The 15,299-nt window shown below is 44.4% G+C and carries 12 protein-coding genes; 10 read left to right on the top strand and 2 right to left on the bottom strand.

What is annotated here, in order from left to right:
• Positions 1-115 precede the first annotated feature (115 nt).
• The 7 genes from VB714_RS24845 (at position 116) to VB714_RS24815 (ending at position 9,177) form a co-directional block, all read left to right on the top strand.
• Entirely contained in the window at positions 116-697 is a 582-nt protein-coding gene (locus tag VB714_RS24845) for a 5-formyltetrahydrofolate cyclo-ligase (RefSeq protein WP_323227663.1), read from the top strand.
• 105 nt (positions 698-802) lie between these two features.
• Entirely contained in the window at positions 803-2,326 is a 1,524-nt protein-coding gene (locus VB714_RS24840) for a hypothetical protein (RefSeq protein ID WP_323227660.1), read from the top strand.
• Between the two features lie 434 nt (positions 2,327-2,760).
• Complete coding sequence (locus VB714_RS24835; protein WP_323227658.1) at positions 2,761-5,010, top strand: TOMM precursor leader peptide-binding protein; 2,250 nt, start codon at positions 2,761-2,763, stop codon at positions 5,008-5,010.
• Between the two features lie 433 nt (positions 5,011-5,443).
• Complete coding sequence (locus tag VB714_RS24830; protein WP_323227655.1) at positions 5,444-5,881, top strand: hypothetical protein; 438 nt, start codon at positions 5,444-5,446, stop codon at positions 5,879-5,881.
• On the top strand, positions 5,859-6,539 hold the full coding sequence (locus VB714_RS24825; protein ID WP_323227654.1) for a hypothetical protein: 681 nt from the start codon (positions 5,859-5,861) through the stop codon (positions 6,537-6,539). The genes VB714_RS24830 and VB714_RS24825 overlap by 23 nt, the downstream gene beginning before the upstream one ends.
• Before the next feature lie 120 nt (positions 6,540-6,659).
• Complete coding sequence (locus VB714_RS24820; RefSeq protein WP_323227653.1) at positions 6,660-8,129, top strand: hypothetical protein; 1,470 nt, start codon at positions 6,660-6,662, stop codon at positions 8,127-8,129.
• Between the two features lie 391 nt (positions 8,130-8,520).
• On the top strand, positions 8,521-9,177 hold the full coding sequence (locus tag VB714_RS24815) for a hypothetical protein (protein ID WP_323227652.1): 657 nt from the start codon (positions 8,521-8,523) through the stop codon (positions 9,175-9,177).
• A gap of 121 nt (positions 9,178-9,298) precedes the next feature.
• Here the strand turns inward: VB714_RS24815 and VB714_RS24810 are convergent, their stop codons facing one another.
• Together VB714_RS24810 and VB714_RS24805 are read right to left on the bottom strand one after the other, a co-directional pair.
• On the bottom strand, positions 9,299-9,742 hold the full coding sequence (locus VB714_RS24810) for an endonuclease domain-containing protein (protein ID WP_323227651.1): 444 nt from the start codon (positions 9,740-9,742) through the stop codon (positions 9,299-9,301).
• A gap of 293 nt (positions 9,743-10,035) precedes the next feature.
• Positions 10,036-11,415, bottom strand: coding sequence for a SagB family peptide dehydrogenase (locus VB714_RS24805; RefSeq protein ID WP_323227650.1), 1,380 nt, complete (start codon positions 11,413-11,415; stop codon positions 10,036-10,038).
• A gap of 247 nt (positions 11,416-11,662) precedes the next feature.
• Between VB714_RS24805 and VB714_RS24800 the strand changes: the two genes are divergently transcribed.
• The 3 genes from VB714_RS24800 to VB714_RS24790 all read left to right on the top strand — a co-directional run bounded on the left by VB714_RS24800 (position 11,663) and on the right by VB714_RS24790 (position 15,273).
• On the top strand, positions 11,663-12,745 hold the full coding sequence (locus tag VB714_RS24800) for an amidohydrolase family protein (protein ID WP_323227649.1): 1,083 nt from the start codon (positions 11,663-11,665) through the stop codon (positions 12,743-12,745).
• Between the two features lie 269 nt (positions 12,746-13,014).
• On the top strand, positions 13,015-14,541 hold the full coding sequence (locus tag VB714_RS24795; RefSeq protein ID WP_323227648.1) for a hypothetical protein: 1,527 nt from the start codon (positions 13,015-13,017) through the stop codon (positions 14,539-14,541).
• Between the two features lie 87 nt (positions 14,542-14,628).
• Positions 14,629-15,273, top strand: coding sequence for a hypothetical protein (locus tag VB714_RS24790; RefSeq protein WP_323227647.1), 645 nt, complete (start codon positions 14,629-14,631; stop codon positions 15,271-15,273).
• Positions 15,274-15,299 lie beyond the last annotated feature (26 nt).

Below are 15,299 nucleotides of genomic sequence, written 5' to 3'. Positions count from 1 at the left end.
TTAGTCGCTACGACTGCGATCGCCTCTTAAGAGCAATGAATTCGAGGAATACAGACCAATCTCATACCGCCCTTTTAGAGTTAGCATGGCAGGCATATCAAAGTCAAAGATGAGAATGAGGAAAAAAAACCTACGCCGTCAATTATTGCAGCAAAGACAAGCATTAACGCCGGAAAGTTGGCGAGAGAAAAGCGATCGCCTCTGTTCTCTATTGCAAGATATACCCTTGTTTGTCAAGGCAACAACTGTACTTGTTTATAGTAGTTTTCGCCAAGAACCCGATTTGAGTCCTTTGTGGCAGAATAAGCAAAAGCAATGGGGCTTACCTCGATGTGTGGGTAAATCTCTCCTCTGGCATATCTGGCAGCCCGAAAATGAGCTAGAAAAGGGCGCTTATGGCATTTTTGAACCTGCCGCCAATTTACCCATCTTAGAGGCGAAAGTAGTAGATTTAATCCTCGTGCCAGCAGTTGCTTGCGATCGCGCTGGCTACCGTTTGGGATATGGAGGGGGCTTTTACGATCGAATGTTAGCATTACCCGAGTGGCAAGATAAACCCGCGATCGGGATTGTTTTTCAATCTTCCTTGCTGACTCAATTACCCGTAGATGCTTGGGATCGTCGCTTAGATGGGGTTTGTACGGAAGCAGAACTCTTTTTGTTGCAGGGGAATGGGTTGCGCGATCGCGGTTCTTGAATAAATATTGCATAAATATTGCATTGCGATCGTTAGGGGGAGGAATGGGTTATAAAGTGGGTTATCAAAAAGAAATTTCGTCAAAATATAGTTTTGGTAATTCTCATGGCTCTTTCTAAACAAATTTCACCTTCAACCTCTAATTTCCTGAAGAAAAACAATATTTGGTTTGAACGAGGTATGGCGATCTTTGCCCTTCTCAACTATATTGTTGTTTTATTTAATTATACTTATATTCCTTTGCGAGATTTTTGGCTTCAAGGTCGAATGTCTTTGATCAATTTTAAACTGGGAGACTTTGAATATCAGTTCCCCCAAGAACCCATGATTGTACATCAGTTACCTATTGCTCAACTCTACGACCCCGTTAAAGGCATAGAAGCCAACCGCGACACCCAAGAATACTTAAAACGAGTTGAAGAGTTTGAAAAAGAATTGAGTAGTTTTCGTTCTCCCCAAGTGACCGAGATTCTAGCAGGTTTGCGCGATCGCAGCAATGAGATGATCGATACAAATCCTTTCCAAGTTGCCAATAAAACTGGAACTTTAGAACGGATTAAAAACCTAATGCGCGAACGAGTTACCAAAGCAGATGGTTCTGCAAAAGAAGCATTCAACATATTTTGGAGTCAGGACTATCTTTCTCAGAAAAGTGCCTCGGAAGAACTAGAATTTTTTAATAAACGCGTTCGTCCCTTGATGGAAACTAATTATTTCCGTCCCATCGGCGAAAATGGCGAACCCTTCGATAATTTTGGTCTAGTTGATTTTCCCTTTACTGCTCTTTTTCTCCTCGAATTTTTAGCGCGATCGTGGTTTATTAGCCGTCAGCGTAAAGGGGTAAGTTGGCTCGATGCAATGCTCTGGCGCTGGTATGATATCTTGTTATTTTTCCCCGTTCTCTATTGGCTGCGTCCCATCCGTTTATTGCGAATTATTCCAGTAACAATTCGCCTGCATCAAGCTAAAATTATTGACCTCCAAAAAATCAAAAAACAAGCCAGTCAAGGCTTTGTTGCTGGGATCGCTGAAGACTTAACAGAAGTCGTTGTAGTGGGAGTTCTCAATCAAGTTCAAGGCTCAATTCAAAGAGGAGAATTTACAAACGTTTTAGCACAGGAAGATAACAATACTTACATCGATCTCAATAATACTAATGAAGTTGCAGAAATTACTCGTTTGGTGGTACAATTAGTCGTTAATAAAGTGCTTCCTGCCGTTGAAAAAGATATTGAATCTCTCCTGCAATACAGTCTCGAAAAAGCCATCAAAGAAGCACCCGGTTATCAAAACTTGAAAATGATTCCAGGAGTAGAGAAAACAACAAAAACTTTAATCCAACAAACGATCGCCCAAACTTACAATATTCTTTACGCCCAGATTAAGCAATTGATTGAGGAAGATCCCGAATTTGATAAATTATTAGAAAAATTGGTGGAAACATTTACAAAGTCAATGAGAACCGAAATTAAAGGCAAGCAAAGTATCGAACGCTTGGAGTATTTATTAGTCGCTTTAATTGAAGAAGTGAAGATCAATTATGTCCAACGTTTATCCGAAGAAGATATGGAAGCATTGATGGATCAAACCCGTGCTTTGCGTCAAGTGACCCAAGTTTCTTCTCAGTAATACTCACTGCCTTACCATCCCTTTTCAAGTCACAGAAAGAACGCGATCGCTTCCTTGATTTATCTTCCTGATTCCCCGATCGCCAGCATTTATGGGAGACTTATGGCTCAAGTCATATTTGCGATCGCATAACAGTAAAGGAGAAGTTCAATGGGAGGCGATCGCAATCAATTTCAGAAAGACGATCTGTAAGGTTCTATAATTTTAATGAGATAGAGAGAAAATTGGTTTTCTGCTCTATCTTATTTTTGTCGGAAAACAGCCCCCCAGCCCCCAACTTTGGGGGAGAATATCCGGAAGTCCCCCAGAATTGAGGGATTTAGGGGGCAAAAAACTCTCGATCCCCAACTTTGGGGGAGAATATCCGGAAGTCCCCCAGAATTGGGGGATTTAGGGGGCAAAGATGCAACAATTATTTTTATTGCCAAATCAGCATGATTGAAAAACCCAAATTTAAAAATAGCTTCCGCGTTGAAACCGTAGAGGGAGAAAGTGCCTTCTTATTGTCTGAAAGAGGCACTATTTTATTGAGCGATGTTATCTATCAAAAACTGATTCCTTTAATTGACGGGACGCGATCGCAAGAGGAAATCGTCGCTCAACTCCGCAACGAGATTCCAGAGACCTATATTTATTTCGCCCTGATGGAGTTGCAACAGAAAGGCCTTCTCGTTGAAAATGAGGGCATTTTACCGCCTAATATTACCCTGTTGTGCGAATATCTCAACGTCAAGCCAGAAGATGCCAAAAAGCGCCTCAAATCCATTAAAGTTGCCGTTAAAACCTTGGGGTCTTTGCACGAGCAGGAATTAACGGATATGTTAGCATCTTTGCATATACAAATCGCCGAACCCGCAGATATTGAAATCATCTTAACCGATGACTATTTGCACCCTGAAATAGAGGCAATTAACCAAACTAATTTACAAACCTCTATCCCTTGGATGTTGGTCAAACCGATCGGGACTCTCCTTTGGATCGGACCCATATTCCAGCCCCATAAAACAGCCTGTTGGGAATGTTTAGCGCAACGGTTGCGAAACAATCAACCGACTGAAAGTTTTATCCGCAGACGCAGAGATAAGCGATCGCCTCTTACTCCTCCCCTCGTAGATCTGCCTGTAACCCGACAAACTGCCCTAACAATGGTCGCTAATGAACTCCTCAAATGGATTCTCCAAGGGGAAAACAAACGTCTTGAAAACGCGATCGCCACCTATGACCCCCTTTCCCTGTCCCTACATAACCACTCCATTGTCAAGCGTCCTCAATGTCCCCATTGCGGCTTCCTTAAACCCCAAAAGCGCCCTCTCCCAGTGATTATCGGCAGTCGCAAGAAGAAATTTACCACCGATGGGGGACATCGTTGCGTTACCCCCGAGGAAACTTTGGCCAAGTATCAGCACCACATCAGTCCCATTACTGGAGTGGTGCGATCGCTGGAAAAATTACCAGGAGACTTCAACAGTTTAACGCATATATATCGGGCGCAACACCATCATCTTACCATGTTTGATTCTCTCCTTGACCTGCAAAAGAATATCGGGGGGAGAAGTGCGGGGAAAGGAAGAACAGATGCTCAAGCTAAAGCAAGCGGGTTTGGAGAAGCGATCGAACGCTATTCTAGTGTTTTTCAAGGAGATGAAGTTCGTATTAAAGCTAACTATCAAACTCTTGCAGAGAAAGCCATTCACCCCAATGCTTGCATGAACTTCAGTCCTGCACAATACAAACATCGACACCAGTGGAATGCCACTCACAAAGATAATTTTCAGCGTGTCCCCGAACCTTTTGATGAAAGCAAGGAGATTGACTGGACTCCCGTTTGGTCTTTAACTCAGCAAGATTTTAAATATTTACCCACTGCTTATTGTTATTTTGGCTATCCTAAACCGGAAAAGCCCGATTGTTGGGCCAATACGAATGGGTGCGCGGCAGGGAATACCATCGAAGAAGCCATTCTGCAAGGCTTTTTTGAATTAGTTGAACGGGATTGTATTGCTTTGTGGTGGTACAATCGCCTTTCTCGTCCCGCGATCGCCTTGAATAGTTTCGACGACCCTTATTTTCAAGCCGTTTCTGACTATTATCACTCCCTCGGTCGAGAACTTTGGGTCTTGGATCTCACTAGCGATCTAAATATTCCCACCTTTGGCGCAATTTCTCGGCGATGCGATCGCGAGGTGGAAGATATTATTTTTGGTTTCGGTACTCATTTCGACCCTAAACTGGCACTACAACGGGCGCTAACGGAAATTGGGCAAGTACTTCCGGCGGTTTTATTAGCTAATGCTGACGGGACGACCCGTTATGCTATTTCCACAGAACCCCATATGCTGAACTGGTGGAAAACAGCGACTGTAGAAAATCAGCCCTATTTACTCCCCGATCGCCAAGTTCCAGCTAAACGCTATAGTGACGATGCGATCGTTTGGCATGATGACCTTTTAGCAGACATTCAATACTGTCAGCACCTCGTGGAAGAAAAGGGCATGGAAATGCTTGTTCTCGACCAAACACGCCCCGATATCGGCTTAAATGTAGTCAAAGTCATCGTACCGGGTTTGCGTCTCTTCTGGAAGCGATTGGATGCGGGACGACTTTATGATGTTCCCGTACAATTGGGCTGGTTAAAGGAACCCATTCCTGAAGACCAACTCAATCCGATCCCCATGTGGTTGTAGAAACAGCCCCCCAGCTTCTAACCTTAGACAGCCAGCCCCCCAGCCCCCAACCTTGGGGGAGAAGAGAAAATACTCTGGAAGTCCCCCAGAATTGGGGGATTTAGGGGGCAAATTTGAAGAAGGGAAACAACCCCCCAGCCCCCAACCTTGAGGAGAAGAGAAAATACTCTGGAAAGTCCCCCAGAATTGGGGGATTTAGGGGGCAAATTTGAAGAAAGGAAACAGCCCCCCAGCCCCCAACTTTGGGGGAGAAGGGAAAATACTCTGGAAAGTCCCCCAGAATTGGGGGATTTAGGGGGCAAATCTAAAGAAAGGAAACAGCCCCCCAGCCCCCAACTTTGGGGGAGAAGGGAAAATACTCTGGAAAGTCCCCCAGAATTGGGGGATTTAGGGGGCAAAAATTCGCGATTGGGAAGTTTTAATGATTGGAAAAATGAGGAAAATCTTTCAACGCTTAACAATTCTTCTAGGAATTGTTTTGGCTTGCTTATTGGGAGGCAACGTTTGGGCATTAACTGAGGAAGTGCGATCGCCCATCGCGATCGCCAGACCAACTCCTATATTGGTCGGTCAATTCTTAAAAGATCCCGAGTCGTTGATTCGTGTCAATTATACACCAGAAGCAGCGACGGCATTTGCATGGCGGACATTCCTTGCTTTTTATTCTCCTGATTGTATCGCCGCCCCAGTAGCAGACAAAAAGTTGCAAAAAGGAGTGTTGTATTCGGCAATACTTTTATTGATGTACAATATTGTCTATGATGTTCGATCAAAAGAGCGATCGCTGCCTAAGCCAGCATTTTATTGCTCTTCTAGTCAGCCAAATTACATTGAAGGAGATGTTGAAAATGTTACTCGCAATGCCTGTTAAAGCACCAGAAACAGTAAATGACTGGGAAACTTCACTTCCTGACTCTTTGAAGAATCCCGAAGACATCGCCAAAATAAAACAAGGTGCTACCCAATGGTCTCGACTCGTTGCTTGGTCGTGGACTCCTTGTTTAGCCTTTTCGGGAGATCCGCAAAAAGCATCTAAAGAACAAGCCTTGAAAGCCTTCTATATCCAAATTCTCAAAGCACAAGCCCGAGACGATCTCGCTTTTGCCGCTTACGGTCAGTCCGAGTCCAAGAAAAACGCACAACGGCACTCTCAAACACTTAAACACCTTATATTAGGGGAAAACGATCGCATTGAATTTTTGCGCGATCGCGGGATTTCCGTGACTTTATCCGATGTCTGCAAACAGTTAAGCGGCCTCGAACTCGTCACCACGAAATATCCTGAATTTGGGGGAATGTTTACCTATCACGTTGTCTTGAATAAGTATGTCGGCGAAATTAAGTCCGCGATCGATGCAGAAGGTTATCCCATCAACCGTCAATATATTTCAGAGGTTGCTTATCCATCTCGTCCCATCTTAGGAGAAGATACTGTGACGGAATTGCAGTTATCCAATTGGATCTATAACATTCATACAGGAGGCGATTATCTTCCACCTTCTCCTTATATTGCTTTTGGTTTCTCTTAAATAGAATTTACGCACCCACCCCCTAAATCCCTCAAATCTGAGGGACTTTGACTCCAATTCCTCCTAAACTTGGGAGTTAAATCTCATCTAATTGCGTAAAAATTAAAGTTGTGAGTTGTGATGAGAAAAATCGCTAGAAATTTTAGGTCAATTTTAGAGATCGTTCTCATTTTTTGTATAGGTGCAATCCTTTTTGTACAACCTGCAAATAAAGTTCAGGCGCAAAATCTAAGTATTCCCTCTGCAAAACTCACCTTTGAGATTCCAGCTAATCCCAGTTCGAGTATCCGAGAAACCTATAATCCCGAGACAGCTTTTGCTCAATTGGCTTGGCAGGCATTTGTAGCTTTGAATTGGCCGGCAGATTGCAACGGTTTGCCCCTAACTGATAAGAAAATTGGTCAAGCCCCGGGTTTCCCTAGGGTTTGGGAATTCTATCATTTTCCTAAAGATATCTTTCTGCCCGACGGTCGCGATCCGGTACCCTTGCGATCGCCGGTGCCCCTGACTTGTCAAACCGATAATAATCTGGATATTTGGGATTTACGGCTGACAGAAGCGGATGGCGATCGCATGAGTTTGCTGTTAGCCGATCGCCAACCCCTGGTCGATCGCGAGGGCAATTATATTGTCAACGAGATTCGCATCAACCCCGTAGAAGTTAATCAAATCGTGCAGAATCGCTGGTACACTGCCGATAATTTGCTTGAGTTTAATAATACCAATAACTTGTTTGCTCTCGCTTGCAGCAATGCGGGACAAGATGGCTTATACGAAGGGAAATTTCCCTGCACTGAGAATCAATCCGTCGGGGCGATCGAGATTAAGGCAGCATGGAAAGTATTACCCAATCCTATTCTCGGCGAAACTAATGCCGTTTGCGACATCCCCGAGTCAAGATATTACAAGAATATTCGTACTTTTCAGATTACCAGCGATCGCAGCACAAACGGCAGTGAAATTGTCACGGTGCCAGTGGGCTTAGTTGGGTTTCATATCAGTCAAAAAACCAGCCAGCAAGGATGGGTTTGGGCAACATTTGAACAGGTGGATAATGCACCGGATGCAAACAATTTATTGACCGCTAAAAATTATACCCTTTACGATCGCAACTGTCGGGAAAATTGCCAACCCAATACCCCTTTTGCCCGAGAACCTTATCTTTGGCGAAGGGAATTTCCTCATGCTGTCACTCGCAACGAAATGGGAGAAATTCAAGAACAAATTCCCTCTCAGATTACGAGACTCATTCCCATTCCGGCGATCGCACAATCTTTTAATTCAACCTGGCAGGAAAAATTGCGAGAGGTGTCTCACTCTTCAGTTTGGCAATACTATCAACTGGTTGGTATTCAGTGGTTGGGAACCCCAGAGGTGCCTTACAATCCTCAACTGAGGGATGTGCAGTTGAGGGAAGGAAATCAGCCCTCAAGGCTGGCCAATACCACTCTAGAATCTTACGTGCAACAGGGACTGCCAGTACATCCCTTGGGAGAGTCGTGCGTTGCTTGTCACACCCAAGCAAAGTTACCGTATCCTAATACGGAGACCTATGCAGATTTTAGTTATTTGCTCAATGATGCTCAATAAAAAGCCCTCCAAGCCCACAACCTTGGGGGAGAAGAGACAATACCCTGGAAGTCCCCCGATTTCGGGGGATTTAGGGGGCAAATCTTTTACGAAGGAAAATAGCCCCCCAGCCCACAATCTTGGGGGAGAAGAGACAATACCCTGGAAGTCCCCCGAAATCGGGGGATTTAGGGGGCAAATCTTTTACGAAGGAAAATAGCCCCCCAGCCCCCAACCTTGGGGGAGAAGAGAAAATACTCTGGAAGTCCCCCGAAATCGGGGGATTTAGGGGGCAAATCTTTTTTATTATGTTATAAAATGTTACAAATTTAATTAACCCACGCAGTTACAATATCCGGAAAATAAAACTGTTACAGTTGATTCTGAAGAACACAAAAAAATGTCGATCGCCATGCCAGTGCAAACGCTAAAATCAAAGACAACTCTACCCGATTCTTTGCAGAATCCCCAAGATATCGCCAAGATTAAAAAATCCGTCACCCAATGGTCTCGTCTCGTGGCTTGGTCTTGGACGGATGTTCTGGCTTTTGAAGGTAATGCAGAGAAAGAAAAACAGGAGAAGACACTCAAATCCTTCTTCATCCAAACCCTGCAAAAACAGGCTCAAAACATGGAAGCCTTTGAGTCTTATGGTATCTCTCAATCCCAAAGCGATGCGGATAAGTTAGCAGCAGATTTCAAAAGCCTTCTCTTAGGAGATAATCACAAAATAACCTTCCTAAAAAAACAAGGAATTACTCTGACTTTATCAGATGTATTGTACGCCTTGTCTGGTGAAAAATATGTAGTCAGTACGGAACGAGAATTTACCGACAAGTTCACCTTTCAAGCCGTGGTGAATGAGTTTACCGGCAGCATTCATCAAATCAAGGATGAAGCCGGTAATTTTAAGGATGAATATGTAGCATTGATGGCCTATCCGCAAAAACCATTATTAAGTGAAGCAACAGTAACGGAAGAACAATTAACAGATTGGGCAAAAAATCTCAATACAGGGGGTCGCTATCTCCCACCTTCAGTTTACATTCCTATTGCTGGCTCTTCTTAAGGTGCTTGCCCCCTAAATCCCCCAATTCTGGGGGACTTTCCGGAGTATTTTTTCTTCTCCCCCAAGATTGGGGGCTGGGGGGCTATTTTCTTTCAGATTCACCCCTCCAAATATCCTAATTTCAGGGGACTTCCGGAGTCTTCTCCCCCAAAGTTGGGGGCTGGGGGGCTAGATCGATCGCCGCTTGATAAATTTCTTCTAATACTGCCTCAATATTGTTCATAACTCTCTCATTGCTAAATCGTATCACCCGATATCCATACTGTTGAAGATGCTCGGTTCTAGCAGTATCATATTCAAATTGGCGATCGTGAATACCACCATCCACCTCAACAGCCAATTTACAAGACGGACAGTAGAAATCGAGAATAAAGCGACCCACTGGATGTTGACAGCGAAAACGCAAACCTCCGAGTTGTTTATTTCTTAGTGCTTGCCAAAGGTAAAATTCAGCAGGTGTTAAGCGATCGCGCAGTTTACGGGCAGCAAGTTCTATTTCTGGTGTCGTCCCTCGAATGCGAAGATTTCTTTCTTGCATGAGTAAAATTTTGGGAGATTCTAACATTAATGATTATGCCCGAACTTCGCCCCCTAAATCCCCCAATTCTGGGGGACTTCCAGAGTATTTTCTCTTCTCCCCCAAAATTGGGGGTTGGGGGGCTTTCTTCTGTCCCACGATTAGGGGCTGGGGGGCTATTTTCTTCCGTAAAAGATTTGCCCCCTAAATCCCCCAATTCTGGGGGACTTCCAGAGTATTTTCTCTTCTCCCCCAAAATTGGGGGCTGGGGGGCTTTCCTCTCCCCCAAAGTTGGGGGCTGGGGGGCTTTCCTCTCCCCCAAGATTGGGGGCTGGGGGGCATCAACACAACGAACCCAACATAAATTCTCCCACAGAAGCCTCTTGATAATAATCAATTCCCGACGCGGCGGCAAACAAATCGCTATTGCCCGTCCCCAAAGCAGTAGGTGCGAGATTCATACTCGTAGCAACCAAATAGAGATTTTGATACATGACCCCAACGTGCTTTAAAATCGCAGCATAACCCATGCCTCGATATTTCCAAAAGAGTCGCCCGAAACGCGCCGTAATAACCAATAAAACTTGCGGTTTCACTTGTTGTCCGTTGGCAAACCATGCTTCAATAACGAGAGCTTCAGTTTCTGGAGTCCATTGAGAAATCGGACAGAGTACATGGTCTAAGGGATGATATTGATAGAGTCCGGGGTCGAGTCCCTCACAGTGACGGACGACAGGATATAATTCAAGTTCGTAGATTGCCCCTCCACTAGGATAAGGACGGCGACTGAGTTCTACCATTTCAGTTTCGATCGCCTCTTTAACTCGGGCGCAACGATACAAAAGTTCCCCGAGTTGCTGTACAGTAATCGGATTTTCCTCATCATATTCTCGCACCGATCGCCGTTGTTCCAAAACTTGAGTAAAAGGTAAATCGGTTTGTTGGAGTGCCTCAATATCGGGACGGTAGAGGGCGATCGTCGTGTCTCCCATTAGGGGTTTAACGACCGGGAGAGGCGCGATCGCCTCCTTAAAGGGATAAACACCTCCAATTGGGTAATCGTGCCTACCACTGCGACTGCGGCTATGAAAAAGCAGATCGTGGAATTCCCAAAAAATGAGGGGCGATCGCGCTGTTTTGGGGGCAAGCATTTGGGTTGCGAAGAGAAGGGACACGAATTGCTGCGCGATCGCTTCTGTCAGATCGGGAATATCTGTCATTAATTCCGTCACGGTTTGCGGCTGGGAAAGTTTGGCAATGAGGGCGGAACTGCGCCAATCTAAGAGAAGAACCTTACTTTGGGAAAGGGGAGATTCCAGGCACATTTCCCCATCAATGGAATGTAAATATGCAAACCGAGAAAGGATAAAAGTATCATTTTGCCAGTCGATCTCGTCGCGATCGAGGTGGTAGTTTCCCACCATTGGGACAGCTTTAGCCAGAGGAATAACGAGATGGTAAATCCAGCCTAATTGTATCAATTTTTGGAGGTAAGCATCGAAGAGTGCCAAACTTTCAAAATTGTCAGAGGCGATCGCGTCTTTTTGCAGTTGAGAGAGAGTTTTGTTTCCTTGTTTGAGATCGTGAAAAATTTTAATGAGTACAGGTTTAAGATTGGGAAAGGTGAGCTTTCGCGCAGGAGATTGAAGAGAGATATTTGTATTTTGTTGCGCGATCGCAATATCTTCTCGTAAAGAAAGAGTAAAGGAAGAAAATGTCATTGTAGGTTCATTGTAGGATTGAACGAAGCCCTCCCAACTTTAGACAGCCCCCAGCCCCCAACTTTGGGGGAGAAGAAAGCCCCCCAGCCCCCAACTTTGGGGGAGAAGAGGAAATACTCTGGAAGTCCCCCAGAATTGGGGGATTTAGGGGGCAAATTTGGGGGAGAAGAGAAAATACTCCGGAAGTCCCCCAGAATTGGGGGATTTAGGGGGCAAGTATATATCCCATTTTCTATTATTTTTCCCCATGCTTGAAGGTTATCGAATCATTGATGCGGATGCTCACGTTTATGAACCCCACTCAATGTGGAAAGATTATCTCGAACCCGCATTTCGAGATTTTGCCCCCTCCTCGGAAATGAAAGTGCAAGGAGAATCGGTGATTAATAAATATACCGATCTTTTAGCCCTCGAAGGAGTCAAACAAGTTACGCGATCGCATCCTCAATCTTTTGTGCGAGAATTCAATCCCGAATCTCAGATCCAAGCAATGTATCAAATGGGAGTAGATATTGCCTTTGTCTATCCCACCCATCTTTTATGGCTAGTGGGAGTGGATACAATGGCATCGCAACAAGTGGGCGCTTATGTGCGAGCTTATAACAATTGGCTGCGGGACTTTTGCAGTTATAATCCGCAAATGCTGAGAGGAGTAGGAGTCGTCAATCTGCACGATCCCGAGGAAATGCTAACAGAGTTAGAGCGCATCGCTGAGTTTGGCTGGAAAGCCGTTTATTTGCGCCCTAACCCCGTTAAAGGAAGAATTTTGAGCGATCCGGCTTACAAGCCCTTCTGGACGCGGTGCGAAGAATTGAGTATCGCGATCGCGCTTCACGAAACCACCCACAGCCGCGTCCCGACAGCAGGCAGCGATCGCTTTAACACCCGCTTTGCTCTACACGCTTGTTCTCACCCAATGGAACAAATGATGGCATTATTAGCATTAATCGAAGGAGGTGTACTCGAAAATCATCCCAACCTGAAAGTAGGCTTTCTCGAGTCGGGTTGTGGTTGGTTGCCCTATTGGTTATGGCGACTCGATCGCGAGTACGAAGATTTACTCTGGGAAGTGAAAGATAAGGTAAAAATGAAGCCCTCAGAATATTTTCGCCGTCAGTGTTTTATTGCGGTTGAACCCTCAGAAACTTATCTTCCCAAACTAATCGAGGAATTGGGGGCAGATAATCTCATTTTTGGCTCTGACTATCCTCACATGGATCACGATCCCGATATTGTTGAGAATATGGTTGCCCTTGAAGGACGGTTATCTCAGGAAATCTTGCAAAAGATCCTTTGGGATAATCCTCGTCGTTTTTACAGTCTAGAATGAGCAAGAGGCGATCGCACTTCAGAAAGTTAAAGAGAATATTTAGGGAGGCGATCGCCATTTCGGTATTAATGCGTAAATCCTATTTTTAAATACTTATTTCTTAACCGACGAAAAACTTGACAAAGAAAATTTTTCTGGTTTAAATAGTTACAAGTAGATCGCAGCCTATACACCTTACTTTCAGTAAGAAGAAAATTACTAGCTGACAGATCGTTAAACTGTCTTAGTGCTGCTTTTGTTGCTTGCTTTTGTCGTTTGACAAATTTAAAATGAAACTCACTCAACGTCTTGTTGCACTATTGTCCGTAATTTTGGTTTGTATCGTGGGAGGTGGTTTATTTGTCCTGACTGCTGAGAATGCTCGGGCGCAAACCTCTCCTGTGCCTCAACCAGAGTTAACCGCTCAAATCCCGATTAATCCGAGTTTGAGTGTCAGGTCAACCTATAATCCAGAAACAGCTTTTGGCGATTTTGCTTGGAAAGAATTTGTTGCACTGAACTGGCCAGCAGACTGTAATGGTCTCCCTTTGCAGAACAAAAGTATTGGGGAAGCCCCCGATGCTCCTCGCGTTTGGGAATTCTATAATGTTCCCGATGATATATTTCTTCCCGATGGCCAAAATCCCAGCCCCGTTCTACCCATTGTGCCACCAGCGTGTCAGACTGAGAATACGACGGTTCAGCGTTTGGGGTTGCGTTTGACCGAGGCTGCAGGAGAAGTTGCTCGAGAGGAAAAAACTGCAAGACTGGCAAGGGCTGCGGGAACAGAAGTTGAACTCAGGACAGATATACTTCTCCCGGATCGCAAAGCGTTAATCGACCAAGCAGGGAATTACGTTGTCAACGAGATTCGCATCAACCCGATGGAAGTCAACCAAATCGTTGATAATCAGTGGTATTCTGCTGATAACCTCGCAGAATTCAACGATACGGATAATCCCTTTGCTCTGGTTTGTAGTAATAAGACTCCCGATGGCATCTATGAAGGTCAGTTTCCTTGTCTGGAAAATGAGGATGTCGGCGCGATCGAGCTTAAAACTGCTTGGATGGTTTTACCGAATCCCGTGCCGGATGAGATAAAATCCACCTATTACACGACCACTCGCACTTTTTTGGTTGAAGCGGCGAGCAGTGCGAATGGTGAAGAACAAGAGGTGACAGTACCGGTTGCTTTAATTGGTTTTCATATTGTTCAGAAAACCAGTCAGCAAGCCTGGAGTTGGGCGACATTTGAGCATTTGGATAATGCGCCAGATGCGGGTAATTTACCAACTTCTGGGACATACAACCTCTATAATCCCAATTGCGAGAAGAAGTGCAAGGAAAATCGTCCTTATGCGAAAGAGCCTTACCTTTGGCGCGCTGAATTTCCCCATGCTGTAACCCTCAACAAAAAGGGCAAAATCAAGCAGCAGAAACCTTCTCAAATTACTCGTTTAGTGCCGATTACTGGTACGGCGAAATCATTGAATTCAGAATGGAAAAAGGCGCTTAAGCAAGTTGACAAGTCTTCCATTTGGCAGAACTATCAGTTAATTGGAACGCAATGGCTGGGTTCTCCTGCCATTCCTTATGATTTGCAATTTAGGGATGTTCAACCAAATCGCAGCAATAAGCCTTCGCAGTTGGCAAATGTAGCGCTAGAGCCTTACGTTCAGAAAACGGAAACAGGGAGTTCTTGCATTGCTTGTCATACTTTTGCCAGATTGCCAAAACCTAATGTAGTAACTCATGCAGATTTTAGCTTTTTGATTAATGCTGCTGAACATCCTTCTGGTGGAGAAAATGCCGAGTAAATCGGTTGTTTCTATCGACTGATTTTTTCTGATTTCAATTGTATTTCTTTTCAATCAGACCAACCTTTATTTCAGGAGACTTTTACGATGACGAATCATTGGGAAACTTCATTACCCGATTCTTTGAAAAATCCTCAAGACTTAGCGAAGATCAGACAGGCTGTAACGCAGTGGTCTCAACTTGTTGCTTGGTCGTGGACTCCGCTTCTTGCCTTTGATAAAAACGAAAATAAAGGAGGGCAAGAGCGAACACTTAAATCCTTTTTCCGTGACACCGTACAGAAACAAGGTCAGAACTCATACGCATATGAGTCTTATGGTGACTTGGAATCAAAAGCACAGGCTGAACTTTTGGGTTCTTACTACAAATATCTTCTGCTAGGGGAAAATAGCCAGATTCCATTTCTTCAGCAAGAAGGGGTTAATGTTACTTTATCTGATGTTTTGGATAAGCTCTCTGGTGAGACTTATGTTTTTACAGCAGATCCAGACTTTACTCAAATGTTTACATTTCGGGTCGTAACGGATTATACGGGATTAATTACTCAGGCCGTTAATGATGAAGGTCAGCCTATACCCAACCAATATATTTCGTTAATGGCATATCCTCCTCGTCCAGCCTTAAGTGAGTTTACGGTTACGGAGCAGCAATTATATGATTGGGCAGAAAATATAAATACCGGAGGTAGCTATCTTCCTCCATCGGTCTATATTCCTATCGCTGGTTCATAAATCATAAATAATGCAATCAACACGAA

Source organism: Spirulina sp. 06S082 (assembly GCF_034932145.1).
In the GTDB taxonomy this organism is placed as follows: domain Bacteria; phylum Cyanobacteriota; class Cyanobacteriia; order Cyanobacteriales; family Spirulinaceae; genus CCY15215.
The sequence above is the reverse complement of the archived record's forward strand: the minus strand, read 5'-3'. Positions and strand labels throughout refer to the sequence as shown.

What these genes read in the sequence shown, in the direction of transcription:
- VB714_RS24845 (WP_323227663.1), top strand. Translation starts at nt 116, where the DNA reads ATGAGGAAAAAAAACCTACGCCGTCAATTATTGCAGCAAAGACAAGCA.
- VB714_RS24840 (WP_323227660.1), top strand. Translation starts at nt 803, where the DNA reads ATGGCTCTTTCTAAACAAATTTCACCTTCAACCTCTAATTTCCTGAAG.
- VB714_RS24835 (WP_323227658.1), top strand. Translation starts at nt 2,761, where the DNA reads ATGATTGAAAAACCCAAATTTAAAAATAGCTTCCGCGTTGAAACCGTA.
- VB714_RS24830 (WP_323227655.1), top strand. Translation starts at nt 5,444, where the DNA reads ATGAGGAAAATCTTTCAACGCTTAACAATTCTTCTAGGAATTGTTTTG.
- VB714_RS24825 (WP_323227654.1), top strand. Translation starts at nt 5,859, where the DNA reads ATGTTACTCGCAATGCCTGTTAAAGCACCAGAAACAGTAAATGACTGG.
- VB714_RS24820 (WP_323227653.1), top strand. Translation starts at nt 6,660, where the DNA reads ATGAGAAAAATCGCTAGAAATTTTAGGTCAATTTTAGAGATCGTTCTC.
- VB714_RS24815 (WP_323227652.1), top strand. Translation starts at nt 8,521, where the DNA reads ATGCCAGTGCAAACGCTAAAATCAAAGACAACTCTACCCGATTCTTTG.
- VB714_RS24810 (WP_323227651.1), bottom strand. Translation starts at nt 9,742, where the DNA reads ATGTTAGAATCTCCCAAAATTTTACTCATGCAAGAAAGAAATCTTCGC.
- VB714_RS24805 (WP_323227650.1), bottom strand. Translation starts at nt 11,415, where the DNA reads ATGACATTTTCTTCCTTTACTCTTTCTTTACGAGAAGATATTGCGATC.
- VB714_RS24800 (WP_323227649.1), top strand. Translation starts at nt 11,663, where the DNA reads ATGCTTGAAGGTTATCGAATCATTGATGCGGATGCTCACGTTTATGAA.
- VB714_RS24795 (WP_323227648.1), top strand. Translation starts at nt 13,015, where the DNA reads ATGAAACTCACTCAACGTCTTGTTGCACTATTGTCCGTAATTTTGGTT.
- VB714_RS24790 (WP_323227647.1), top strand. Translation starts at nt 14,629, where the DNA reads ATGACGAATCATTGGGAAACTTCATTACCCGATTCTTTGAAAAATCCT.